This window comes from Psychrobacter pacificensis (assembly GCF_900101915.1).
Classification (GTDB): domain Bacteria; phylum Pseudomonadota; class Gammaproteobacteria; order Pseudomonadales; family Moraxellaceae; genus Psychrobacter; species Psychrobacter pacificensis.
In genome coordinates this window covers 1-26,220 of record NZ_FNAL01000028.1, presented here as the reverse complement: position 1 = coordinate 26,220, position 26,220 = coordinate 1, and the positions used below count along the sequence as shown (strand labels likewise).

The following is a 26,220-nucleotide window of genomic DNA, read 5'->3' as shown; positions in this document are numbered from 1 at the left end:
ATCCAGGGTATTCACTGATTGGGCATCAGCTCATGGCATCTATATTGATTATATCGAGCCTGGCTGTCCTTATCAGAACGCTTATATTGAACGGTTTAATCGCAGTTATCGCAATGAGGTTTTAGATTGCTACCTTTTCAACAATTTAAACGAGGTCAATATGCTGACTGAAGACTGGATCAAGGTTTATAACAACGAAAGACCCCATGATTCACTTAATGATATGACACCTGCTGAGTACAGGCAGGTGGCTTAATAATTCTACGATGATGTTGTGTTAAGAATGGGGTATTTACAATACAGTGATTGAGCACATCTGCCTGAGGCGTCACGTAGAGTCGTTACCTGTGGCCGCGATTTCGATGGGTGCGCTTGTGATGTGGTCTTATTTTGAGCGTTTTGGTACAGCCAGAGTCAGTCGCTATCTAAATATTGATCAAAGCCCTGTGATACACAATCAACCAGATTGGCAAGGCGGATTGTTTGGGGATCGGCAAAAAGAGAGGTTTGCCGTGTTTCAAGAAATTGTCGATAGGACACTACCGTACGCGCAAGTTGAACACTTTACGCACTTGCCGTTTTCTCTCAAGCGCCGCGTGACCGATGTTGAAAGATTGTTTTCTTTACTGTCTGTCAGCCGTCCACGCTCAAAAGCTGTCGTACAAGCACTTACTCATCAAAACGATCATAAGCTGGCATTTTATAATCACCAAACATGGCAACACAAAATGCGCTGCCTGCAGGCGTATCTCGCCATACCTTATGATTTTCGTGCAGGTATAGAGAACGTCACCATCCCAGTCGTGAACTTAATCGGAGGTCGCTCACAGCTCTATGACGCTAAGTGGCAGCAGCAGGTGACGCAGATGCTACCCAACGCCACAGAGATTGTATTACCGCGCTCAGGACATGCCGTCCCTATGGATGAGCCGATTGATTTTCATAAGGTGTTAAAGAAGTTTTGTGAGAATGATTTACGAGTCGCAACCAAAAAGCGACTTAGTAAAGTCGCTTTTTTAGGAGATGCTGCCAAGTTCAAGAGTTAATCCACTAGGGGTTTTATCAGCTCAAATCTAGGCACTTCTGTGCCATCACGCATCACAGTTTCAGCAAACATCGACAGCGGTCGTACCCATACGCCGTACTCACCATAAAGACAACGATAGACTACGAGCGACTCTTCGGTTTCTGAGTGCTGCGCGGTATGCAATACTTGGTAAAGATTGCCTTTATAGTGTCGGTAAATGCCTTGAGGGACTGTTTGCTTCATATCAAAATCTCTGTTAATCAAAAAGACTATTTACTTCTTTAAAGACATTTTCAAAATTCTGAAGTGTTACTTCACTAAAAGTACCTTCATCAGTACTAATTTTTGCTATCGCATTGGCAGGTCTGAAATGGTTAAATCTATTTTTTTCAATTACTTTATTAATTTGTAGAATAATTCTATCGATATTAGGATTAAGCTGAGAAATATCTATATTCTCGTATTCGTTGAATGCTAAATTAAACAAATGAAGATAGTCTTTCTTTTCAAACAAATCCTCTAGGTCAGCTTTGTCATAGGTATCTATAAACTCATGGACAAACCTTACTTTGCTCTGATGTATAATTTTTTCTGATATTAAACTCTCCATCTTAACTCTTGCTTTAACATCATTGTATGAATCCAGAAGACATACTATCTCTAGCTGAGAGCCACGCAATAAAGATATAAAAGTTGCTACTTTTTCTAAGCCGCCAGTTGGTACAATAGTTATATCGTCCCTAAGACCTTGGCGTCCAAGGGATTCTAATAGCCCAGATAAAGCTGTTAGTATAATTAAGTCAGATACGCCTTCAACTAGCAGATTCTTATTGCTTACAAATAAGTTCTGAGCAATATCATAGCCTAATGCAGCTTGTAGAGGAAACAACGTATTTGGATCTTTTTCTTGAACGCTATTTGAAATGACAGATGTTTTTTCCTCTTCAAATACAGTTCTTACTCGCTCCAAGCTATTTGAAGGAATCATGAAAGGTGAATGAGTCGTATAGATTATTTGATAGTCTCCCGATAGATCTTCTAGAAACCTCAGTAAATCAGCTTGTGCTGAAGCATGTAAATTCAAACCGGGCTCATCTAGTAATAATACATATTGAGAATCAGCATCTTCCTGTATCTTCTTAAACCACACTAGAAAAGAGAAAAACCAATTGAAGCCTTTACTTCTATTTTTTAGAGGTAAAGACACACCCTTGTTCTTTACACGAATATCTAATACATGCTCAATAACTCTATTCTGACTATCTTTCACAGAGTCAATTTGAAAAGTAATACCAAGGTTCTTGTTAGTTTTCCAATACTTAAAAAGCTCTTCAGAGATAATAGCTTCAGTTGCTTCGAGCTCTGCAATAAAATCTTCAAAATCATTTGACTGTATCAACTCGGATGTATCTATCTCCGCTAGATCAAACAAAGCTTTTGCTGTCTTTTGCTCACTGTCATCAAGTGCTTTATTCTCAAGTTTCTCAATACTAATTCTAGAAGGTAGAGCGAAATATTCGTCATAATAGAGAAATTTGGGAAGATTAGGTTTTAGAAATACTCTTGCAACATATTCACTTAAGGCGTCACTACTCCAGCCCCATTTATTTTCATAAAATTTCTTCAATGAAGCTAGCCCTTCCTTATATTTATTTTCCTCAAAATTTTCAATTAATTGATTGAGCTCTTCTTCTGATTGTACTTTTGCCAGTTTCTCATTCAATGACTTGCTAGCTATACCCAGATTTGAAGTATGAAATTCTGCAAACTTATTATGATCTATAGGCATTAATGACCATCTACTTCCAGACGAGTATTTTTTAGTACAATCAAAAGAATTAGTTTTAAGTGTTTCTATGCCTAATTCTTCTTCAATTAGTTTAACCAACTCTTCTTCAATCTCATAAGTACAAACTATAGCATCTGGTTTGACATCCGACTTTTCCATTTTCTTCTTTTCACGTCTTGGATAGTCATGAGTAATATTAAACTTAAAATCGTCATCATCTTGAAAGTAGTTTGTTTTCGCAATAGCCTCTAGAGCAGCAGTTTTACCAGATTCATTCATTCCAACTAGAATTGTAATATCTTCTTCCACCTCAAAATCTTGTTTTTCTGTATAAGACTTATACTTTAATATCTCTACTTTTCTCAACTTCATCATAAGAAAACATCCTTGTTTTTTATAAAAATATTAGATTAAGCGACGGTCACTTTTGCATAAGCCTTTTTACCAGCTTGAATTACAACTGTTTGACCTGAGGTTAAGCTAAAGCCAGCATTGACCACCTCACCATCGACTTTGACTGCATTGCGCTTGATCATGTCTTTTGCCGCTGCACTATTTTTAGTCAAACCTGCTTGGTTTAATACCTGTGCGATAAATAACGCCTCTTGACCCTCTTCAAGCGTCAATGTCACTTCTGGCAAATCAACGGGCAACTCACCATCGGCAAGCATATTGCCCGCTGATTTATGCGCGTTGGCAGCGGCATCCGCATCATGGAAACGCTCAATCAATTCTTCGGCTAGGATACGTTTGATTTCTTGTGGATTACGACCAGCTTCCATTTCCGCCATCAAGCCTTCGATTTCGTCCATTGGCTTAAAGCTCAAAAACTCAAAATAGCGTTGGATTAAGGTATCTGGCATCGATAGGATTTTTTGGTACATGGTGCCTGGTGCATCATAGATAGCAACATAGTTGCCGAGCGACTTAGACATTTTATTGACACCGTCTAGCCCTTCTAAGATCGGCACCGTAATACACACTTGCGGCTCTTGACCATAACGGCCTTGCAACGTACGACCCATCAATAAGTTAAAGGTCTGATCCGTACCGCCCAACTCAACATCCGCTTTTAGGGCGATAGAGTCATAGCCTTGTACTAATGGGTAGAGGAACTCATGAATTGAGATAGGTGTTTGCGATGCGTAACGTTTCGAGAAGTCATCGCGCTCAAGCATACGCGAGACCGTCTGCTGACTGGCCAGCTGAATCATATCAGCGGCGCTCATATCATTGAACCACTCAGAGTTGAAGACCACGCGGGTTTTTTCTTTGTCCAAGATTTTAAATACCTGCTCAGCGTAGGTCGTAGCATTGGCTTTGATTTGCTCATCAGTCAATGGCGGACGCGTGCTATTTTTGCCAGAAGGGTCACCAATCTTGGCGGTATAGTCACCGATTAGAAAATAAATCTCATGACCCAAATCTTGAAAATGCTTGAGTTTATTGATCAGTACCGTATGACCTAAATGCAAATCAGGCGCGGTAGGATCAAAACCTGCCTTGATACGTAGTGGACGGTTGAGCTTTAGCTTAGCCACTAAGTCGTCTTCAGACAATATCTCTTGCGTACCGCGCTGAATTAGGGCCAGTTGTTCTTCTAGGGTGTAGGTTTGATCGGTCATGGTTCTCTCTATATATCGCTTGAATTGGGATTTTTAGGAATATTGGTTACTGGCGCAACCCCTTATGACGTTTAGAAGCTCAAAGGGTCAGAAAAAATGCTAGAATTTGACGGATATACTAGCGTTTTTTAAGGTAAATTGCCATGACCAACCCCGCATCCATTGCTGACACTGAACACAATGCTATCGCCGACTTACTTATGAATAATGGTTTGGGTAATGGCTCAGACGATATTGATGATTTGACCGATGATAATTCGAACTATGCCACACTGACCGATGCCCTTGAGCAAACGGTGTTTGAAAGCTTCGATGATGGCTTATATATCGGCATGATGTCAGGCACCAGTTTGGATGGTATGGACGCGGTTATCTGTCAGTTTAATCATGGCATGGGCGATACAGAAACTACCAACAAAGAAAGCATCAGTGATGAAGACAGCAGCCAACCACCAATGCAGCTGCTAGCGACGTATAGTCAAGATTTTCCACCGCGATTGCGTGAGGTTCTATTGGCATTATGTCAGCCCAATGGTGTGAATCAACTCGTACCAGAGGCCGATGAGCCAACTAGCGAGCTTGACTGGTTTGGTTGGGCAAGCCGCGAATATGCGGAATTTGCCAGCGAAGTGGTCAATACCTTATTACAGCAAGCAGATATCGATGCTGAATCAGTACTGGCGATTGGCTGTCATGGTCAAACGGTACGCCATCGCCCGCAGATGGGTTTTAGCTTGCAATTGGTCGATGCCAATATCATCGCTGAGCGCACTGGTATTAGCGTTGTCAGTGATTTTCGCCGCCGTGACATGGCCGTCGGTGGTCAAGGTGCGCCTTTGGTGCCTGCTTTCCACCAAGCACTGTTTGGCACATCCGATAACACACGCGTGATATTAAATTTGGGTGGTATTGCTAATATAACCGTCTTGCCTGCTGATGGAAAAGATCAAGTTGTTGGCTACGATACGGGACCTGCAAACTTACTATTGGATGCGTGGACAGCATTGCATACTGATAGTAGCTATGATGCGAGCGGTGCTTGGGCGCAGTCTGGGAAAATTATCGAGCCGCTACTCGAGCAGCTGTTGGCACATCCGTTCTTTACTCAGCCTTATCCAAAAAGCACGGGGCGCGAAGTTTTCAACTTAGCTTGGCTACAAGATGAGCTACAAACATTCGATCAGGCTTCTGTCTATACCCGCTACTCATCTGCAGATGTACAAGCCACTTTGACTGAGCTAACTGCCATCAGTGCAAGCGCGCAGATCAATAATTTTATAACTACTGATAAAAATAGCTCGGTGTCTGTCTGCGGTGGCGGTGCTTTGAACGATTATCTGATGACGCGTCTGCAAGCCCATCTACCCCACTCTACAGTGATGACCACAGATCATTTAGGGCTGGCACCAACATGGGTAGAGGCAGTCGCTTTTGCATGGTTAGCCAGACAAACATTGATGGGTGAAACTGGTAATCTACCCGCTGTAACTGGTGCCAATAAAGGCGTGGTATTGGGGCAAGTTTGCTTTGCCTGACCAGTTAGATTTTAGTTTACATACGTGCACCAATGTGTTTTATAATAACTTTAAAAACGCCATCCTCTTAGGACCCGTAAGTATAGGACATATCGCATGAGCCAACACAGCACTTCACCTATCGACCAAGCCACCAATGATGACACAAATAATATGACCGCAGCTCCTGTATACAAATCGCGTCAAAAACCGCCTCATTATGAGCGCTCTGATGATATGCGTGTGGTGGTGACTGGTATGGGTGCCATTACGCCGCTTGGTCTAGACGTGGATAGCTCATGGACCAAATTGCTCAATGGCGACAGCGGTATCTCACCGATCACCCATTTTGATGCGACTGGCTACCGCGCACAAATCGCAGGTGTGATCAAAGACTTCGATGCCAAGCAGTACATGAGCGCCAAAGATGCGCGCCGCTATGATGAGTTTATACATTATGGGATTGCAGCGTCTTCTATGGCATTGAAGAATGCTGGGTTTATCGATGAAGTCAGTGCCGCTGATGCACCCGTACAAGGGGTTGACCAAGATCGCTTTGGTATTATCTTGGGTTCAGGTATTGGTGGTATCCAAACCATCGAAAACAGCCGAGATACCCTACGTGAAAAAGGCGCAGCCAAAGTCTCACCCTTTATCATTCCAGGCTCTATTGTCAATATGGCAGCGGGATTGGTCGCGATTAAACACAACTTAAAAGGTCCAAATCTTGCGACCTCAACGGCTTGTACCACTGCGACTCATGCCATGGGTTTGGCAGCGCGTTTGATCGCCTACGGTGATGCCGATGTCATGTTGGCTGGCGGTAGTGAAAAAGGCTCAAGCCCACTTGGTATAGCGGGTTTTAGTGCCATGCATGCCCTCTCCACACGTAACGACGAGCCAACCAAAGCATCACGTCCGTTTGATAAAGGCCGTGACGGTTTTGTACTGGGTGACGGTGCTGGCATGGTCGTCTTAGAAAGTCTTGCTCACGCCAAAGCGCGCGGTGCCACCATACTGGCAGAGCTGGTCGGGTTTGGCATGAGCGATGACGCAAGTCATATTACCGCACCACCAGAAGATGGTAGCGGCGCTGCAAAAGCCATGCACAATGCCCTCAATGATGCTGGGATTGAACCCGCAAGCGTCGGTTACGTCAATGCGCACGGTACCAGTACCCCTGCAGGTGATGTCGCTGAATCAATTGCTATCGAAACAGTATTTTCGCCAGTGAAAGACAGCATTTTGGTGAGCTCAACCAAATCTATGACAGGACACCTACTTGGTGCAGCGGGCGGCGTAGAAGCCATATTTACGGTGCTTGCCCTACAGCATCAGCACGTACCACCGACGATTAACCTAGAAGAGGTTGAGGACAACTGCAATCTCGACTATGTGGCCAACCAATCACGTAAGGTCGATAACCTGCAATATGCTGTATCCAACAGCTTCGGCTTTGGCGGTACCAATGGATCCTTGATATTTGCACGCTGGCCTGTCAATCAATAACTCATAGCCAAAAGCCTATCGTGCGATACGATACCGCTTTATCGTATGCTCACTTTGTCGCTTCGCTACTTTGCCATGTTGTAACGTTGGTGTCAGTTTGGCTACGTTTGTCCACTTGCAGCCCCTTATCGTACTTGCGTATGATAAGGGGTAATTTTTGGAACATTTATGGAAGATACCATGTCAAGCTACTCATTTTCCCATCAGTTTTATCAGCGCTGGACGTGTGCACCTGAGACCGTACGCGCAGCCATTACCCAAGAGCTAAAAGACATCACCACCCTACTACAAGCAGAGACTGTATTTGAGAGCTTTGAGTTCGATACACATGATTTGGATGCGTATGTGGATGAGCTGTATGACAACTATAATGCCGAGCAAGCCATCGCTAAGGCAATCATAGACAAACAAGAACAAGAACGCGCGGCGGCTGAAAAGCAGCAGTTGGAAGAAGCCCAGAAGAAAGAGGCCGAAGAGACGGCGCGCAAAGCAGAAGCAGCTCAAAAAGAACAAGAAAAAAATGAGGAGCTGGCTGCAAATAAAACCCATAATAAAAAAGACAATCTAACCGAACAAGAGGCTGTAGACGATGCGGTGGATCACCTAAAAACTGAGAAAGTCAGCACGGGCGCAGCAAGTGGTGAGAATAACAACAGCACTGACAGTCAGACGATTAGCAAACAGGATGCTACCCTGAGTGATAAACCCATCAAAAATATACCAGACAACGCCAATACCACGATCAACTTGGTACTAGAAGACAGTGAGCTGGATGCGACGGATCAGACACTGATTCGTGAGCTTGAGAGTCAAATCGACGACTACTTGAGTGAGCAAATGATGCTGTTGTCGGAAAATCTAAAATCTTGGCTACGTGCCGAGATGACTCAGCATTTCAGCGAGAAAAACGCGCCTGCTCCTACTGAAAACGCGGCTAAGAAAAATATTCACTAATGGCAACAATTTCTATTTTCTAAAAAGCCTTGCAGCACAAACATTAAAAAGCCCCGCAAATTATTTGCGGGGCTTTTTAGGGCGTGTTGAACATTCGCAAATAGGCACTGCTGATTGCTAAAATTGTTCCAGACAAGGCACAAAGCGACGATAATGCAGATGCCTTAGCGAGATTTGTAACGCAGTATGGGGCAATTTTAGCATCAGCCCGCAGGGACAGGACTCTTTTTTGCCGCTTCATCGTTAAAAATAAGCGCTTAGAATGACTAAACTTATTATTTTTAACCTCGAATCGCCTAAAAAATAGTCGCTGTCAGTGCCATGGTCGAATGTTCTACACGCCCTAATGTTTGCTTGAAAATTATTGACCTTGTTTTATACCACTTTCAAAAACGTAAGTAACAAGGCAAACAAGCGTAGGCACTAGATCCAGTAGACTAAGCGAATTTGACACCACTCATTATATTACTTGAGCTGGGTACTAGATAGCTTTGGTACGTTCAGTCAACCACTCAAGGGCAGCGCCTTCCACTCGATCATTCAGCTCAGCATACACTTGGCTATGGTAGCTATTTAACCAATCGATCTCGGTTTGATCCAGTAGTGATGGCTCAATCAGACGCGTGTCGATTGGGCAATAAGTGATGGTTTCGAAGTGTAAGAATTGACCAAATTCTGTCTCAGTAGGGCTAGGAACTGGTGTATTCACAACCAAGTTTTCGATACGGATACCCCACTTGCCCTCGCGATACAAACCTGGCTCATTGCTTGAAATCATACCGACTTTCATCGCACGCTCTTTTGGTGTGCTGGCGCTATAAGCAATGACTTGCGGGCCTTCATGCACGTTTAAGAAATAACCAACACCGTGACCAGTACCATGACCATAGTCCATCTGAGCTTGCCACAATGGTGCGCGGCAAATCGCATCAATCAATGGGGAGGCAATGCCATCAGGGAAGTGAGCACGAGCGAGCGCAATATGGGCTTTGAGTACAGTGGTAAAGTCACGTTTGTGCTCAGCGGTAACTTGGCCAATACCGACCACGCGAGTGATATCTGTCGTACCGTTTTGGTACTGAGCACCTGAGTCAATGAGTAGTAAACCACCTTCACCCTCAGCCACATCAAGATAACTGAATTTCTCTGGCGTTGCGCGGTAATGCGGTAATGCCCCATTTTCATTGAAACCCGCGATGGTTGGAAAGCTTGGCGATACATAATGCGGCTGACGGCTACGCACCTCTATCAGCATACTATCTACATCTAGCTCACTCAGGCGCTCGCCTGCTGCTAGACGCTGCTCAAACTCAGAAAAGAATTCAGCTAAAGCCGCGCCGTCTTGACGCATGGCCTCACGCACATGATCGATATCTGAGTCAGACTTGACAGATTTGAGCAGTGTACTTGGTGCCATCTGCTCAACAAAGCCAACATCATCTGCCATTTTGGACAAGGTACCGACTGCGACTTTACTTGGGTCTAACAGTAATAAATCTTCTGGTGTTAATGAGCTTAATGCATCCTGTACAGCAGAGTAATCAGCCAATGTGATACCGCTATCTTTTAGACTTTGTGCAATATCTTCGCTCACTTTATCGGTATCAACAAATAACGTTGCGCTGTCTGTATCAATCAGCATATGTGCTAAGAACACTGGGTTATAATCAACATCAGCACCGCGCAAGTTCGTCAGCCAAGCGATGTCATCTAAGCTTGAGAGCAGATGATGGGTTGCGCCAGCATCCTTCATGCCTGCGCGTACTGCTGCAAGCTTTGAGGTCGCAGACTGCGCAACAAACGGCTCATCATGTGCATACAATTTGGCATCTGGCAGTGCTGGACGATCTGTCCAAACGCTCGTCAATACATCACGTTCAGTGATCAAGGTAATATCATTGGCATCAAATGCCTTCAATAGTCGATCTTGCTCAGCGATAGAGAGCACATTACCATCAACTGCCACGCTATTTCCTTCTTGCAAATGATCGGCCAGCCAGTCGATATGATTTGGTTGACCAGGTGCCAGCTTCTCCAACGTGATACCCGTACCCTCTAGCTGCTCAGCGGCATGTACCCAATAACGGCTATCCGTCCATAGACCAGCAAAATCAGCCGTCACGACAAGCGTCCCTACTGAACCCGTAAATCCTGATAGCCACTGACGGGTTTGCCAATACTCTGGCAAATACTCAGACAGATGTGGATCGGCAGAGGGTATGATGATCGCAGTGAGGTCTTGAGCCACTAGTGTTTTGCGTAGCGTATCGATACGCGCTTGGATGATTTGTTTGTTCATTGAATGTGTCCTTATTTATTTTAGATAAATTATTTAGAAATCGAGAGGTGAGTAGCAACTATGAATAGTCGTCTTATTAGATGCTGCTTGATAGTATTGCAGTAGAACATAACTAGATGTTTGGGCAGAATGTAGGCTTTCAATAGCCTAAAAAATATCTCACTGATTGAAATAATAAAACGTGCTGCCAGTTATGGTAACACGTCTTATCATGAGTTATGGACTGATTCTACGGGCATGATAGAGGATTTGCATACACCAGTTATCTGTCTTTATTGGCTTACCTCGTCAGCATGCTCGCTTTTTTGCAGCATATTATTGATAGGCTTGGCCAATACCAACAGTATCACAGCAGAGACTACCAAGAAGATCGTCATGGTAGTAAACAAGGTCGGCAAACCTTCGATTTTGTCCGCTGAGACATGACCACCAAAGAAGGCCGCAACCAAGTTACCCATCGCAATAGAAGCAAAGAACAACCCCATCATCTGACCTTGCATGCCTTTTGGTGCAAGCTTGGTCATTGATGACAGACCTACCGGGCTAAGCGCAAGCTCGCCAAGGGTCAATAACAGCAGACTTCCCACCAACCATAAAGGCGATGCTAAGCCAGCACCAGGCGCTAAGATGCTTTTTGAGGCAAAAATCATCAAGGCAAAACCAGCGGCGGCAAGTAGCATACCGAGTGCAAATTTCGCCATGCTGCTCGGCTCAAGACCTCGGTTACCCAGCTTGACCCAGATAATACTAACGATAGGCGCCAATATTAAAATAAATAGTGGGTTCAGCGACTGAAACCAAATGCTTGGTATTTCAAACCCCATAACATTTAGATCCGTATAACGATCGGCAAATAGGTTAAAAGAGGTTGGCTGCTGCTCAAAACTTGACCAAAATAGCGTCGAGCCAATGATTAAAATAAAGCAGATCAGCAAGCGCAGTTTGTCCGTCTTATCCAACCGCGGTGAAATAAACATAATGGCAAAGTAAAGGATGACGACGGCTGCAATGATATAGGTCATATACTCCGCCACCATCTCAGGATTGAATGACACCATACCCGTAGAGATTAACAGCACCGCAGCGACCAACAATGCAACAAAACCACCTACCCAACGGCCAATGTTTTTGTAGCGATCATTGGATTGCTCCCACTCGGCATCGACACCTTTGGCCTGCGCATAACGCGTCAAGTTCTTGCGGGCGATAAAGCGGTAGGTAAGCAAGGATACGAGCATCCCTAAACCACCAACGCCAAAACCGACGTGCCACATGCCTTTTTCTTTGAATACGCCAACGATGAGCGCCGCCAAGAGTGCGCCAATATTGATACCCATATAAAATAAGGTAAAACCGCCATCACGGCGAGAGTCACCCTTAGGATACAAAGCCCCTACCATTACCGAGATACAGGTCTTAAATAGCCCTGACCCCAAAACGATACAGATCAAACCGACGAAAAACAGCGTCATACCAAACATGGCAGAAAGCGCAATACATAAGTGACCAAGGGCAATCACAATACTACCCCACCACAGGGCACGCTCTTGACCCAGCCAGTTATCTGCTAGCCAACCGCCCGGTACGGCTGCCAAATATAATGAACCAGCAAAAATACCATAGATAGCAGAAGCCGTGACTTCATCAAACCCAAAACCACCACTACTTACTGTTGCTACCATAAATAGCACGAGTAGCGGACGGATACTATAGTAAGAGAAACGTTCCCACATCTCAGTAAAAAACAACGAGCGTAATGGCGCAGGATGACCCATAAAGCCATTGTCTAGTGCTTGCAGCTCAGCCGCACTAGCTTCTGATTTTGATTGTGTACTCACAACTTTATTCCTTTAAAGGTTATTTTGGTAATGACCAAATGCCTAATTATTCCGATAAGCGGTCATATAGGCGGAACATTGTTTCACTTGGTTATACCCAAGTAAAGAAAAAGTTGGCTAAAACTTACACAAACACCCACAAAAAAGCTCGCTCTCAATCCCAGAGAACGAGCTTTTTTGTGGTCTTCAATGCAGTCCTATCGTATTGATATTACTGCTAGTAGAGACTTTAATAACCACTCATTTAAGAGTCGTTTTTTGCTATATAAACTATCAATTGCAATGTCAAAAATTACTGCGCTACTGCTGTGTCATCAGCGGCGGTGCCAGCATCCCCAGCATCCCCAGCATCTAAGTCACCATCCGCTTGCTCAGCAGTTAAATCAGCATCGGCAACAGCCGCTTGGCTTACTGTACCAGAAGCGGTCGCTGTACCTGCTTCTGCAGTGACGACTGCACTATCTGCATCTGTCGCTGGGGTGACGGTTGCATCTGCAGCCGTATCAGATGCTGCTGCATCTACTGGTGCTGTTTCAGCATTTGCTTCAGCTGGGGCAGCAGCGTCTTCGGTAGCAATGGCTTCTGCCTCATCAGCCGCTTCTGATGCTTCCGTTGGCGTCGCCGTGATGTGCTCGCCTGCTGGACGCAAAAACGCAGAAATACCAATAAGTAAGACAATACCTAAAAACAAGGCAATGCCACCTAGAGTGTATAACAGCTCTTTTTTTGGATTGTTATTGACGATACCTTCTGACATACCTTATCCACCTTGCACAAAATATTTGAAATATTGACCTATTATATCGCAATTTATACTGATTTGTGAAAACCCTTAAGTATTTAAAGGGTTTATTATCATCAATTTTACTATTCGCTTTTAGCGTTGATGACAGTTATTTACCCAAACGTACTAACTTCTTAGGACGCTTACCCAAGTAACTCAGTATCAGCAGTAGCGCCATAATAAACAAAATAGGATATTGGCCAAAACGCATAAACGGCGTATTACCAACGCGCGCCTGTATATTACCGCGTAGTACGGTGCGCTCAAACTGCGGAGCACGCGCTACGATGCGACCTTTATGGTCGATGATAGCTGTCACCCCCGTGTTGGTCGCACGCATAAACCAGCGACCATTTTCGAGCGCGCGCATCTGTACCATCTGTAGATGCTGTAGCGGGCCTGCCGACGTACCGAACCACGCATCGTTTGAGATGGTCAATAAAAAGTCTGTGCCAATCGCGTTTTTGCGCGTGGTATCTGGATACGCCACTTCATAGCAGATAGCAGCGCCCAAATTATGACCGCGCACTCGTAGCGGTGACTGTTGGTCACTACCGCGGCTATAGCTCATGATATCTTGGCTACCTGCCAGATTTGGCAGGATATCAAGCACCCCTTCAAATGGAATGTATTCACCAAAGGGTACCAGACGCTGTTTTTTATACAAGCCATCTGCCTGAGCCCCTAGCGCCACCACACTATTATAAAACGGCGCATATTTATCTTTACTGGCATCAAACGCGGCTTCGTCCTTATAAGGGATGCCCGTCACCCATGCCGTGTCCGTCTCTTTGGCCATTTTGACCATTTCATTGATAAAACCAACCGCTTCTGTCTGAAACATCGGAATCGATGACTCAGGCCACAGCACAATGTCACGCCCCCACTCATCGCGAGTCAAGGTTGCGTAGATTTTTAGGGTTTCTATTTGATACTCAGTAAGCCATTTTAGATCTTGCGGGATATTGCCTTGAATCAAAGACACGGACAAATCAGGCGTGCCTTTTGGTTTGGTCCATTGCGGATTGATCAGCCATAACGCACAGCTAACCACCAATAAGGCAATTGACGGAATCATATAGCCTGCGCGGCGACGTAGTAACTCAACGACGCTGGCTCCCAATAATACCGCCACAAAAGAAACCGCAAACACCCCTGCAACAGGCGCCAAGGATGACAACCAATACTGCTCCGTAAACGCGTAACCGACGAATAGCCAAGGGAAGCCTGTGAATAGCCACGTTTTCATCCACTCTTGGAGTACCCAAAGCGCAGCAAAAGACAATGGCTGTTTGCCAACCACTCGATTAAAAATCAGCGCCAAAAAGCCATGGAACAGCCCCATGCCAAGCCCCATCAGCGCAATCATAATCAGCGCAAGCCATACGGGCGTCGAACCATAGACATGGATAGATGTGTACAACCAAAACGCACCCACACACCAAAGCCCCGTACCGTATGCCTGACCAATTAGAAAGGCGCGCCGACCTGTCATATCCGGCATCAACAACGCATATAAAATGGCAGGTGATACTAATGCAACTGGCCAAATACCATAAGGTGCGAGCGCAAGTGTGAAAGCGCCTCCTGCCAGCAAAGCAATCAGTACCGTCAGTCCCAGATGTAAGCCTTTTGGCTGTTCAGGGTTCAGGCGTTTTTGTAAATCAACAGTAGACAGACGCATAGCAGTTATCCAAAACCATATTTTCAAAATTTTACAGCTCAGCACTGAGACAAAACCCAAGCAAAAACTGACTGCATAATGCTTTATGCAGGACCATAAATAAAATCCACCCATGATACCAGTCAAAACCCATCAGTGGGTAAATTTGCGTAGCGAAAGTCTCATACCAAAATACAAAAGGCAGAAAGCAAAAAACACGATGGTTCATCGTGTTTTTTATTGGGTATGCTAAGAATGTTTTATCACTAATTATTGATTATGGGAATACAAACAAATTAATGGCTGCCTATCAATATCTGCTGATCCCCATTGGTTTTGGTCAGCTCTAGATTTTGGATAAAGCGCCCCTCAACACCAGTGATGGTGATTTGCCAATCATCTATCACCACGCTCTCACCCTCCAAATCACCAACGAAACCGAGCGCTTGCATGACCAGACCGCCCATCGTGTCGACATCGGTATCATCAAAACGACTGCCAAGCTCATCATTACAGTCTTCAATCACCGTGGATGCTTGGACACGCCATGTGTTTGGCTTTTCGGGATCAGGGACGATATTATTAATATCGCTGTCTTCATCAAAGTCATCATGCTCATCAACGATGTCACCAACGATCTCCTCTAACAAGTCTTCCATGGTCACGACACCACCAAAGTTGCCAAACTCATCAACGACGATCGCCATATGCACTTGCGTGCGCTGCAATGAGCGCAGCAGAGTATCTGAACGAGCTGTTTCACTGATATATAATGGCTGGCGCACCAAGTCTTTTAGACGTTTGCTATCGATTTTGTCTTCTTGGTTGCGTACCATGTGCACCAGAATAGGAATCAAATCTTTTGCTAATAGGATGCCAATAACGGCATCATCATCTTGACTATCAAAAACAGGATAGCGCGAGTGCGTCGTATCAAGAATGATGTCCATCACTTCGTCAAGGCTAGTGCTTTCGTGCAGACCAATCACTTGCGGCCTTGGCGTCATGATCTCGCGCACTTGTGTCGCCGGCAGATCGAGCACGCCTTCTAACATATCGACCGTATCGGGCTCTAAAAACTGGCGCGAGTCTTGTACCAGACGAATCAATTCATCACGGGTTTCGGGGGCGGTCGATAGCCAGCGTTTTAAGCCGCGCATCGACCAACTACTCGGGCTGGGAGTGTCGTCAGACATGGTGGTGTGATTTAACCTCTTTAGTTAATGGCAATTAGAATAACCGTTCATAAAATAAGTAGAGCCTAGATGGGGACAAAAGCGCCAAATAAAACAGCGAGCTTATCATTATCTGTGTAGCAAACAACAGACATACCAGCACAATTTAGCTTCACTTTATCGCAAGCCTCACCGACATTCAACGACAAATTCACTCAAATTGTATTGTCAGTGTGTTATAAACTTTGCTATGGTCAAAGCCATTATTTATCAAAACAAACCTTATGTCGCTACGCTCCGTTTTTTACCGCTTATTATCGTCGCGTTCACGCAGCCAGCTTGCAGATAGCCATTCTGTCAGTCGCGATTTGGACAACAGATCAGCAGATAACAAACCACCAAGACCGACATGGCGACATCGTCTTGTTATTTTTTTGATTGCTATCACAATATTGCTATCAGCAATATGGTTGCTATTAGCGATTTGGTATCAGTACGGGATAAGCTCTGTACTCACTTGGCTTGCAACACTCATCATCGTGGGTATATTAGCTGCGCTGCTAAGTATGCGTTATTGGCATACAGTCACAAAGATACTGCTCAGTGTCTCATTGTCTAATAAAAAATCAATTCATAAAAACACAGCGACTAGATACCTCATTGGCTTATATGGAGCAACTTGGCTCATAGGTCTAGGCTGGTTTTTTTCTATCGAACCCCAGAAAAATCGCGACTGGATGGCTGAGGTCGAGCAGCAAGTGGCTTATGAGCGCGATGCAACCAACCCTGATTTGATTACCTTAACCAATGTCCGTAATTTTGATTGGCGCACAGACAAGGACGCCACAGAGCATTGGGAGACGCGCACGATTGATTTATCTAAACTCTCTGGCGTTGATGTAACCAACTCTTATTGGATGGGGCCACTGATTGCTCATACTTTGGTCAGTTTTCGCTTTGAAGACGATAGACCACTTGCCTTCTCATTTGAGATTCGTAAAGAAAATGGCGAGTCGTTTTCGGCACTGGCGGGATTTTTTAGACGGTATGAGCTGAGCCTGATTGCCGCCGAAGAGCGCGATATTATCTATACGCGTAGCAACGCGCGCGGTGAGCAAGTCTATCTGTTTCCTATCAGCAATTTGCAGCAACATGAGGTGAGATCGTTGTTTGAATCTTACCTAACGGCAATGGATGAGCTCAATACTAAACCCGCTTGGTACAACACATTGACGAGTAACTGTACTAATATTATCTTTTATATGGCGCGTATCGTTAGTGGTGATCGCCTGCCGTGGGATTATCGAATTTGGGTCTCTGGTTGGCTACCAAACTATCTATATGATGTCGGTATGCTGGATTCTGCGCCTGAAAAACAAAACCAGCCTTGGTCGATGGATACGTGGTATGAGCGCACCCATATCAATCCAAAATCTATGGGCTTCAACAACCTGCACTCTATTGCCAATAGCCGTGAGTTTTCTCGGCAAATTCGTCAAGATATTCCAATCCCTTTACTGGCCGACTCCCAATCTAGTGCTGAAGCACAGGCCAAATCAGCGGCTCAGAGCTCTCATGAATAGTATTGATAACATATTAAATAGCCCTGACCATTAAACCGTGGTTATGCGATTTTTGGTAAACTCAACGATCACACGATAGCCAACGAGCTCAGTCAACTCATTTTCTATGCGTTGGCGCTCGGTTTCGTTGGGGGTTGGTCGGTAAATCGTCACATTGATAGTATTGGTCATTGGGCTAAAGCCAATACTTTGAGCGTCAGGATAACGCTTTAATATCTCAGGCCACGCTTTTTCTTGCAATGCAACAATCTGCTGATGCGTTTTATCACTAATGGCTTGGATATAAATAGGAAAAGAATAGTTTTCAAATTCCTTTTGCTTAAAGTGATACACGTATTTTGGCGGGACGGCTTTAACTTTAGTTAGTGTCGTCACTTTAATAGAAAACTCATCAGGGTCATTATTGTCATAATAAACGGCGGCAACATTTGCGCCTAAATGCTCTGTGATTGAGTTAATCAGCGGCGAGCTAATTCCTTGCAATAATAATCGACCCTGTGCCTCTTCAATAGAAACATTAAAATCTTGTGCATAAAACCAAGGCGCACCATTCCTTTCTTCCTCGGATAAAATATTCAGATAATAGTCAGCCAATGGCTCGTCTTCATATTTTTTATCTGCGGCTGCCTCTATCTTTTGCCAATCCACCACAACTGGCGCGTCTAATGTAGGCGCACTCACAGATGTTAATACACCTTTTACAGGTATAGCTTGCGCCGTTTGAGAAGTAGGAGAATTGGTCTCAGACAAATGAGCAATATTTGAGCAGCCGATTGACAAAAAAGCAGCACTGAATATCAAACTTGTTGTACGGCAAATTTTATTCATATTCCAATCCTTAGATCATAACCCTTTATATCAGCAAATAATAAACTATGGATTCACCCAATTAACCACTCGGGTTTCCATTTCTTCATCAGACATACCAATCTCCGACACACAGCGGCCAGCGACACCCACATTGGCCGCACGCATCTCGTGCTGGGTGACTACCGCATCCTGAGTCAATAACAGATGCCAGCTTGGTAACCCCTGCCCTTTATACAACCGCTTGTAGGCGCAATGCGATGGCAGCCACATCATGTTGGGCAAGTTGTCCATGGTCAGCTGAATACAATCTGGTACATGCTCTTGGCGCGTCGCATAATGTTGGCAATAGCCTGTCGCACAGTCCATGAGCTGGCACGTCACATCGGTATACTCGACCAGCTCTTCGTCATCATCATTATCGATGTATTTGATTAAGCAGCAGCTGCCGCAGCCATCACACAATGCTTCCCATTCGCTATGGTTTAGCTCGTTTAAGGCAAATCGCGACCAAAACTGCGGGCGTAGTGGCTCAGACCTAGAATCAGTGTCAGCATTATCAGGAAATAAACTTACCGACTGCTCAAGCTTAGCATCTGGATTGACGCCTGAATGCAAGCCTGATTGTTCATCATTTTTGTTTAAGAAATTTATAGTCATAGGGTCGCAGTAGCATTTTGATAAAGAGCGTTACACTATTATAGCTGTTTTTGCTAGATATGGGCGTTAAGGTAGTACGAGTTAGAAAACGAACCATCACAATGACAAATAATCAAAACGACGAATAATTAAAACTCATAACATAAAAAAGGACAATCCTATGTCAGTTAAGACTTTCGAGTTAATCAGTACCACCGAAAATGGTGTTGAACTTATCAGCTATGTGGCACTACCAGACAACGCTTCTGATGATAACCCAGCAGCAGGTATTTTGGTCGCACCAGAATGGTGGGGCGTGGTCGATCATCCAAAATCAGTAGTAGAGCGTTTGGCAGAAGCAGGCTATGCAGCGGTCGCAATGGACGTTTATGGCGAAGGCAAACTCACCACCGATGCGGCGCAAGCTAACATGTGGATGGAGCAAGTGCTTGATGATCAAGACATGCTGATGGCACGCTGCCGCTTGATTTTGAACGACTTTAGCGATCAGTTATCAGTTGACGGTGACAAGCTCGCGGCAATCGGTTACTGCTTCGGCGGTAAAGTCGTCCTAGACATGGCTCGCGAAGGCATGCCACTAAAAGCGGTCGCTACCTTCCATGGTAACCCAACGCCAAAACAACCAGCAGACAAAAACTTCACTGCAAAAGTACTGGTCGCGCATGGCCGTGATGACTCAATGGTATCAATGGATGCCATCGAAGGCCTAAAATCAGAGCTAGACGCAGCTGACGTAGATTACACTATCGATGTCTATGACAATGCTAAGCATGGCTTTACCAATCCACATGCCGATGAGCGTGCTGAAAAAAATGAAGTGGACCTTGGCTATAACGAAGCCGCTGCTAAGCAAAGTTGGGAAAATATGCTTGAGTTTATGAAAGCAAACTTGGCATAAAAAAGATCTGGTATAAAACTCATAAAGAAGGGCAGCTTAACTATTAAGCTGCCTTTTTATTTTCAGTCTTATTTTATTGATGAGCTTTTGGGTAAGTAATCAGTGCGGTCTTGTGCTTCTTAGCAAATCACGTCATTATCACATTACTATCAATTGGATTGAGCGACGAAGATGTTATATCTATTGGTAACCCAGTTGGGTTGGCTGGCCTTTACAATTTTATTGATCGTGGTAGTCGCGCTATACACCAAGATAAAGCGACAAATTGCGCATCTGCGCCGCGATGTGACAAAACTACAGGCTGAACTTGAACAGCAAAAAAATCGCAGTATGAACGCTTCATCTACCCATTTGGCTGATGAGCGTGTTTATACGCGCGCGAGCGCTAGTGAAGGCAATACTACTAAAAATGATGCTGCTAAGCATGCAATTTTTGATTCACAACAGCGGTCTATAGATAATCTTTCAACGCTGTCATTTACATCATTGCCACCACCACTGCCTGTTACTACGCCAACTCCGACCAAAAATAAAATAGCAAATGCGCCGATTGAGCCTGATGAACGCTCACTACCTATTGTGACGTCGCTCATTCATTCAATCAAAAACTGGTTTTTCGGTGGCAATCTCGTCGTTCGGGTCGGCGTATTGGTGCTGCTAGTAGGCGTAGTGCTACTGCTGCGGTTACTCAGCGAATATATCGAAATTTCAATTACCACAAAGCTCGTAGCAATTGGCATCGCGGGGCTTACGTTGGCAGCACTTGGGTTAAAGCTCACGGCAAAACGCTTTTCGTATGGGATTACGCTACAGGGCGCAGGCTTAGCGATTACATATTTGAGCACCTTTTTTGCTTATAGTGTTTATGAAATCATGCCAAGTATTCCAAGCTTTATTGGGCTTGGATTATTGTCTGCTGTGACCATTGCCCTTGCTGTACGCCAAAACGCTTTTCCGCTCGCGTTGTTAGCGTTGTCTGGTGGATTTTTTGCGCCGATTTTGACCAGTGAAGATACTGGTAGCTTAGTCGCCTTATTCAGCTACTACCTATTATTGAATGTCACGATTGCTGTGATTGCTCATTATCGTCCATGGAAGATACTGAATCTATTTGGCGTAATTGTCACGTTTGGATTGGCCTACTATTGGGGCAGCACGCAGAATCTTGATCCAATTATTGAGACGCAGCTTTGGCCATTGGTTTTGCTTATTACATTGCATTGGTTGCTTTACTTGTTTGTGGTCATTCGTTATGCGCAACAAGTTATTGCCTACAACGCACTTAGCGAAAAAGCCCTTAGCCATATCGATAGTACAAATAATATCAAGCGTTTAGATAAATCTACCGTAGGCAACAATGCCTATTTATTTCCCATCGATACTGGCTTACTGTTTTCAGTACCGCTTCTGTCTTTCGGCTTACTTTCTGCTTTACTTGATAAGATTCCTAATGCCTTGACCATCACTAGCGCGATTTTGGCGACTGTCTACCTTGGGCTGGGCTGGTTGTTTATCCAGCGCAGTGAGCGCTATGCCTTAATCACTGAAGGCATGCTGGCTTTAGGATTTGGGTTTTTGGCGCTGATGATTCCGCTGGCGCTAGATGCGGAATGGATTGCCTTTGGTTGGTCAGTACAGGGACTTGCTCTGGTTTGGTTTGGCAGGCGTTCATTGCGGTCGTGGTCAGTATTATTTGGTCTACTATTGCAACTCATCAGCATTGGCATGCTAATGACAACAGCGATATTCTCTAGCAACGACTATCCCGTTTTAGCCTTTAGTATTTCAGCAATTGCTTATCTGGCGACCGTTTTTATCTTACGCGCTAGCAACTCCCCTACGATATTAATGAATAAGCTAGATAACAGTAATAAGCAAAATCGTGATGCTATAACGCCTTCTACCACAAAGGTACAAAAGCGTGACAACCCATCAGATATGATGACCAATTATGCTCATGCACTGGGTATCAATGATCAAGCGGCACAGCAATGGCTGAACGCTATCAGTCATCAAAGCCATGCGTTCAAACTCGTCTGGCACAGTCCTAGATTAATAAAGTTTTTAACATTGACAGCGATAGCGTGGATGCTACAAGTGCTGATACTTGATTTGCATCATTGGTTTGATAGTTGGCAATCAGATACGACAGTCATTGCGCTGTCAGCACTCATCAGCCTGGCCGCCTATTGGGTCATCAACCGTTATCGTCCGTGGGCGGAGGTTAGACAGCTGAGTCGTGGATTATTGTTATTGTTTTATTTCATGCTAATACTGCAACTGCCACAAAAATTCGAGCGAAATCTAACATGGGCAACAGCGGAATGGCTGGTATTCATAGGTTTGATAATTGGCTGGTTACTGATAGGCCAGCTATGGCTAAAAACTTGGTCTGATAATAAAAACACGGCACGTTATACTGAGGTAAGCTGGCTCGGTACAGGGCTGTTACTGATTGCTGCCGCGGCGCATTATGGCCTACCAGACTCTGATGGCGTGATGGCTATCTTGTTTTCAGCGACACTCATATTGTCTGGATTATGGCTCAATCATCGTTATATGAGACAAAATGAAGAAAACACATCGACTAATAAAGTTTCAGAACAAGGCCTGCTGTATTGGTTTAACTGGCAACAGGCACTATTAGGTTGCGCTGCCATTTTTGCTCCCATTGCCCTACTTTGGGTTGTTCTTACCAATTGGTCATATGATGGTGTGATTTGGGGATTGTCTTATTTTCCATTATTTAACCTATACGACATCACCTCTTGGCTGACGCTATCGGTTGGTTTTAGTCTTTATTATATAAACCAGCGACACCGAGACAAAAACCCTATCCCATCAGATACAGTCACCAAAACCAAACAGCTATTCAATACTGATAGTTTGCTAATAGTTCTGGGGCTTATTGGCTTTTGGCTGATATCTAGCATGTTGGTTAGAACGCTACACGCCTTTATCGGTACACCGCTTTGGGACGGTACTGGTATTCAAGGCGGCGCATGGCAAAGCGAGCAGGTGCAAACAGGACTGACAATTTTATGGACGCTCTTAGCATTGGTCGCCACCATCCTTGCCAGCCGCTATTGGCAGCGCGCGCTTTGGTTTATGGGTATTGGTCTACTAGGCATTGTCGTCCTCAAGCTGGTCTTAGTCGATTTGTCACAGACCGAAGCGATTTGGCGAGTGATATCCTTCCTTGGCGCGGGCAGCTTGATACTATTGATAGGCTATTTGGCGCCTTTACCACCAGCGCACGAGGAAATAGAAAACCATACTAAAGAATAGTGATAGATTTGGTCGAGTGAAATTGTCCCGTGAGCAAGGTGGTTCTGTAGTAAACTGGACACCATTAGAAAGTAAACATTGATTGTTTTACTTTTAGCATTTTTTATAAAAGGTTATGAAAGCAGATGGATAAGAGAGCAAGTATTCAGTGGTTCCCTGGGCATATGAACAAAGCCCGTAACGAAATCAAAGAAATCATGCCGCAGATGGATGTGGTCATCGAGGTCATCGATGCGCGTATTCCCTATAGTAGTGAAAACCCAATGGTTGCTGCACTGCGCGGTGAAAAGCCTGTTATCAAAATCCTGAACAAAGCTGACCTTGCCGATCCTGAATTGACCCAAATCTGGATGGATCATCTTGAGCAGCAAGATGGGGTTAAAGCCATTGCTTGCGACACTGAAAAAGCCAATGACGTAAAACGCATCATCGCCATCTGCAAACACCTCGTCCCCAATAAAGTCGGGACTGGTCGTCAAATCAAAGCGATGATTATGGGTATTCCAAATGTGGGCAAATCAACGCTGATCAATACGTTAGCAGGTCGCGCCGTGGCAAAAACAGGCGATGAGCCAGCGGTAACCAAGTCGCAACAACTGATTAAGCTTGACGATGACATCATGCTCTATGACACACCCGGTATGCTCTGGCCAAAGGTCGAAAACGAAAACTCTGGCTATCGTCTGGCAGCGACGGGCGGTATCCGTGATACCGCTTTTGATTTTGCTGATGTCGCCAGCTATACCGCTGAGTATTTGATGCACGCCTATCCTGAGTTGCTAAAAACCCGCTATAAAATTGACGAGTTACCCAAGACCGATTGGGAGTTCTTTGAAGTGGCAGGTCGTAATCGCGGCTGTGTGCGTTCGGGCAATCAGGTCGACACCTACCGTATGTCTGAGATTCTCATCAATGAGCTACGTAGCGCAAAAATTGGTCGTATCACGCTAGAAACACCAGCGATGATAGAAGCAGAAGAAATCGTCGTCGCCGAACAACGCATCGCTGCTGAAGAAAAGAAAAAAGCCCGCGAGGAAGAAAAACGCTTACGTCGTCTAAAAACGCGGAAGAATCGGAAGTAGGTTTGGTTCAAGGCTCATTACTCAAAAAATAATTGCCTATATAAAAGCCCTTGTGGGCTTTTTTTATGTCTTTATTCTCTGTATAACATAAGTATCGTATGTCAAAAATACAAATATAGAGAATAAGTAATGACAGATTACAATTTAATGAAAGATTTCACTTTTCATGAAAGAGATGAGTTTACACGTGAGCCTATCGCTGAGAAAATCATTAAGCTATTAGATTCAGATATTGAAGTATCACCACTTATCATTGACGGTAAATGGGGTACAGGAAAGACAGAGTTTTGTTTTAAACTAAAAAATCTGATTGAGGAGAATAATCCGAATGATTATAAGGTTGGTTATGTAAATGCTTTTCAAGCTGATCATGCCAATGAGCCGCTCTTAACACTTATAGCTGAGGTGGCTAGTTTTTACGATGAAAAAGACGACAAGCGAAAGAATTTTATAAAAAATGCAGTCCCTTACCTAAGGCTTATTTCTGGTATAGGTCTCAAAGCAGGATTAGGATTTGCATTCGGTAGATATGCGGCAGATATTCCTGATGCACTAGCAGACGGAGTGGAAGAAATAAAGGATGGGTCAAAATCTCTTATCGACCAGTCACTTGAGTCTATGATTAAAGATCAAGTAGAAGCGGAAAAGAATTTATCGACATTGCGCGATGCTCTATCAGATATTGCTTCCACAAACCCTATCATTTTACTCATTGACGAGCTTGACCGATGTCGTCCAGATTTTGCAGTGATGATGTTAGAGACCATCAAGCATGTGTTTGATGTAGATAATGTACAAATTATATTAATTACCAATGCTGAGCAGCTTAAAGCCACTATAAAACATAGCTATGGTAGCGAAACGGACTCGCATAGTTATCTTTATAAATTTTTTAAGTATCAAATCAACCTACCAACGACCAATAAAGATGAAGAAAACCGTTCAGTTAGTAATAATGTGACTTATTTTAGAAGAGTTATACAGGACAGTAATGTAATTTCACAAGAATTTAAAGAAAACAAACTTATCTACCAAATCCCATTGTTTATTGATATTAGCACGCTATCGCTTCGGAATATTGAACAGGTTATACGTTGTATAGAGACGTTGATAGTTTTTGAAGATAAAGGAAAAAGTCAATCTTATGTAATCGAGCAAGTTTTAATGGTCTTCCTATCTTTTTTATACAGATTAAATAATAATGTTTTAGAAGAAATAATATATAGAAGATTGGACTCTTCAAATTTTTATAGTTTGATATCAACTCGTAGTTTTAAACTTCCTCAATACTTTCATGAACAAAGCGTTATCACATTACAAGAGTTGATAACTATAATATTCGATAGGTATTTTACTAGTAGTCGTATAAAGCTTCCAAATGACCATTGGAGCCTTTCCCAAACTCTGTGTAACTGCTTATAATCCATTAACCGGAGAATAAGCAATGACTACTCAATCTGACATTAAAAAACTGGCCGAGCAAATGGCTGGTAGCATGAACAGCTTCGATGACATCAAAGACTTTCAAAAGCAGCTCATGCAGTCGTTTATCGATACTGCCCTTGAAGCTGAGATGGAAGACCATCTCGGCTACCCCAAGCATGAGAAAGCAGACAAGCCTAATAAGCGCAATGGACACACTAAAAAAACCGTCCGTAGCGACACAGGCGATCTTGAGATCTCTACCCCAAGAGACCGTGATAGCAGCTTTGATCCTGTACTCGT

21 protein-coding genes are annotated in these 26,220 nt (G+C 44.1%); 11 read left to right on the top strand and 10 right to left on the bottom strand.

The window, feature by feature from the left end:
* Positions 1-256, top strand: a 256-nt coding sequence (locus BLR43_RS12130; protein WP_143007437.1) for an integrase core domain-containing protein, incomplete at its 5' end; no start/stop codon positions are given.
* Between the two features lie 91 nt (positions 257-347).
* Entirely contained in the window at positions 348-1,046 is a 699-nt protein-coding gene (locus BLR43_RS12125) for an alpha/beta fold hydrolase (protein WP_227674114.1), read from the top strand.
* On the opposite strand, the gene BLR43_RS12120 is transcribed toward BLR43_RS12125, so the two are convergent.
* Genes BLR43_RS12120 through tyrS form a run of 3 tightly spaced genes read right to left on the bottom strand, consistent with a single transcriptional unit; the run spans position 1,043 to position 4,441 of the window.
* A complete protein-coding gene (locus BLR43_RS12120) occupies positions 1,043-1,270 on the bottom strand; it encodes a DUF1653 domain-containing protein (protein WP_093071289.1) in 228 nt (75 codons plus the stop codon). The genes BLR43_RS12125 and BLR43_RS12120 overlap by 4 nt on opposite strands.
* Before the next feature lie 13 nt (positions 1,271-1,283).
* Positions 1,284-3,191, bottom strand: coding sequence for an AAA family ATPase (locus tag BLR43_RS12115; RefSeq protein ID WP_093071288.1), 1,908 nt, complete (start codon positions 3,189-3,191; stop codon positions 1,284-1,286).
* A 35-nt stretch (positions 3,192-3,226) separates the two neighbouring features.
* A complete protein-coding gene (gene tyrS, locus BLR43_RS12110; RefSeq protein ID WP_093071287.1) occupies positions 3,227-4,441 on the bottom strand; it encodes a tyrosine--tRNA ligase in 1,215 nt (404 codons plus the stop codon).
* A 143-nt stretch (positions 4,442-4,584) separates the two neighbouring features.
* Between tyrS and BLR43_RS12105 the strand changes: the two genes are divergently transcribed.
* From BLR43_RS12105 to BLR43_RS12095, 3 genes are all read left to right on the top strand, one after another.
* Positions 4,585-5,976, top strand: a complete 1,392-nt coding sequence (locus BLR43_RS12105; RefSeq protein ID WP_093071286.1) for an anhydro-N-acetylmuramic acid kinase — start codon at positions 4,585-4,587, stop codon at positions 5,974-5,976.
* Between the two features lie 153 nt (positions 5,977-6,129).
* On the top strand, positions 6,130-7,464 hold the full coding sequence (fabF, locus tag BLR43_RS12100; RefSeq protein ID WP_093071290.1) for a beta-ketoacyl-ACP synthase II: 1,335 nt from the start codon (positions 6,130-6,132) through the stop codon (positions 7,462-7,464).
* A 168-nt stretch (positions 7,465-7,632) separates the two neighbouring features.
* Positions 7,633-8,418 carry a hypothetical protein gene (locus BLR43_RS12095; protein ID WP_093071285.1) on the top strand — a complete coding sequence of 262 codons (786 nt, stop codon included), beginning with the start codon at positions 7,633-7,635 and terminating at the stop codon, positions 8,416-8,418.
* Between the two features lie 481 nt (positions 8,419-8,899).
* Here the strand turns inward: BLR43_RS12095 and BLR43_RS12090 are convergent, their stop codons facing one another.
* From BLR43_RS12090 to BLR43_RS12070, 5 genes are all read right to left on the bottom strand, one after another.
* Complete coding sequence (locus BLR43_RS12090; protein WP_093071284.1) at positions 8,900-10,717, bottom strand: aminopeptidase P family protein; 1,818 nt, start codon at positions 10,715-10,717, stop codon at positions 8,900-8,902.
* Positions 10,718-10,989: 272 nt separating this feature from the next.
* On the bottom strand, positions 10,990-12,492 hold the full coding sequence (locus BLR43_RS12085) for a peptide MFS transporter (protein WP_263281243.1): 1,503 nt from the start codon (positions 12,490-12,492) through the stop codon (positions 10,990-10,992).
* A 355-nt stretch (positions 12,493-12,847) separates the two neighbouring features.
* Positions 12,848-13,312, bottom strand: a complete 465-nt coding sequence (locus tag BLR43_RS12080; protein ID WP_071002848.1) for a hypothetical protein — start codon at positions 13,310-13,312, stop codon at positions 12,848-12,850.
* A gap of 136 nt (positions 13,313-13,448) precedes the next feature.
* The gene (gene lnt, locus BLR43_RS12075) at positions 13,449-15,023 is read right to left on the bottom strand and encodes an apolipoprotein N-acyltransferase (protein WP_093071283.1); all 1,575 of its coding nucleotides are present in this window, start codon (positions 15,021-15,023) and stop codon (positions 13,449-13,451) included.
* 275 nt (positions 15,024-15,298) lie between these two features.
* The gene (locus tag BLR43_RS12070; RefSeq protein ID WP_093071282.1) at positions 15,299-16,198 is read right to left on the bottom strand and encodes a CBS domain-containing protein; all 900 of its coding nucleotides are present in this window, start codon (positions 16,196-16,198) and stop codon (positions 15,299-15,301) included.
* A gap of 263 nt (positions 16,199-16,461) precedes the next feature.
* On the opposite strand from BLR43_RS12070, the gene BLR43_RS12065 reads away from it, so the two are divergent.
* A complete protein-coding gene (locus BLR43_RS12065) occupies positions 16,462-17,760 on the top strand; it encodes an Lnb N-terminal periplasmic domain-containing protein (RefSeq protein WP_093071281.1) in 1,299 nt (432 codons plus the stop codon).
* Between the two features lie 30 nt (positions 17,761-17,790).
* Here BLR43_RS12065 and BLR43_RS12060 read toward each other — a convergent pair whose 3' ends face one another.
* Positions 17,791-18,588, bottom strand: a complete 798-nt coding sequence (locus BLR43_RS12060) for a hypothetical protein (RefSeq protein ID WP_093071280.1) — start codon at positions 18,586-18,588, stop codon at positions 17,791-17,793.
* A 45-nt stretch (positions 18,589-18,633) separates the two neighbouring features.
* Positions 18,634-19,227 carry a YcgN family cysteine cluster protein gene (locus BLR43_RS12055; protein WP_093071279.1) on the bottom strand — a complete coding sequence of 198 codons (594 nt, stop codon included), beginning with the start codon at positions 19,225-19,227 and terminating at the stop codon, positions 18,634-18,636.
* Positions 19,228-19,387: 160 nt separating this feature from the next.
* On the opposite strand from BLR43_RS12055, the gene BLR43_RS12050 reads away from it, so the two are divergent.
* The 5 genes from BLR43_RS12050 to BLR43_RS13520 form a co-directional block, all read left to right on the top strand.
* Positions 19,388-20,125 (top strand): dienelactone hydrolase family protein, encoded by a 738-nt coding sequence (locus BLR43_RS12050; RefSeq protein ID WP_093071278.1) that lies wholly within the window; start codon positions 19,388-19,390, stop codon positions 20,123-20,125.
* Between the two features lie 171 nt (positions 20,126-20,296).
* The gene (locus tag BLR43_RS12045; RefSeq protein ID WP_093071277.1) at positions 20,297-23,413 is read left to right on the top strand and encodes a DUF2339 domain-containing protein; all 3,117 of its coding nucleotides are present in this window, start codon (positions 20,297-20,299) and stop codon (positions 23,411-23,413) included.
* A 125-nt stretch (positions 23,414-23,538) separates the two neighbouring features.
* The gene (gene ylqF / locus BLR43_RS12040) at positions 23,539-24,495 is read left to right on the top strand and encodes a ribosome biogenesis GTPase YlqF (protein ID WP_093071276.1); all 957 of its coding nucleotides are present in this window, start codon (positions 23,539-23,541) and stop codon (positions 24,493-24,495) included.
* A 129-nt stretch (positions 24,496-24,624) separates the two neighbouring features.
* Positions 24,625-25,917, top strand: a complete 1,293-nt coding sequence (locus BLR43_RS12035; RefSeq protein WP_093071275.1) for a KAP family P-loop NTPase fold protein — start codon at positions 24,625-24,627, stop codon at positions 25,915-25,917.
* Positions 25,918-25,939: 22 nt separating this feature from the next.
* Positions 25,940-26,220: transposase (locus tag BLR43_RS13520; protein WP_208855960.1), on the top strand; the 281-nt coding region annotated here is incomplete at its 3' end.